The sequence below is a fragment of the Granulicatella sp. WM01 genome, assembly GCF_004570605.1.
Lineage (GTDB): Bacteria > Bacillota > Bacilli > Lactobacillales > Aerococcaceae > WM01.
On the sequence record NZ_SPPB01000184.1, the window covers coordinates 1 to 247 of the forward strand.

Sequence of the window (247 nt, forward strand, 5' to 3'; positions counted from 1 at the left end):
GTACTATCTGATTGATTAAGATATTTTTTCATAATCTGACATCTTAACTGATTAAATGTTCGATTGATATGTTGAACAATGTGAAATCTATCTGTAACAATTTCTGCATTCGGAAACACCTGTTTTATCCAACTACCATAATGTGCATTCATATCCATAACAACATAACGTACGTTTAAGCGTTGCTTTCTTGAATATTTTAGAAAATAACTAAGTAGATAACGACACTGTCTTGTCGGTAATATGT

Annotated in this window: 1 protein-coding gene; it reads right to left on the minus strand. The window is 30.4% G+C overall.

Annotated features, from left to right (window positions below; genetic code table 11):
* A partial coding sequence (locus E4T68_RS09135; RefSeq protein ID WP_167753889.1) for a transposase occupies window positions 1-247 on the minus strand: 247 nt, incomplete at both ends.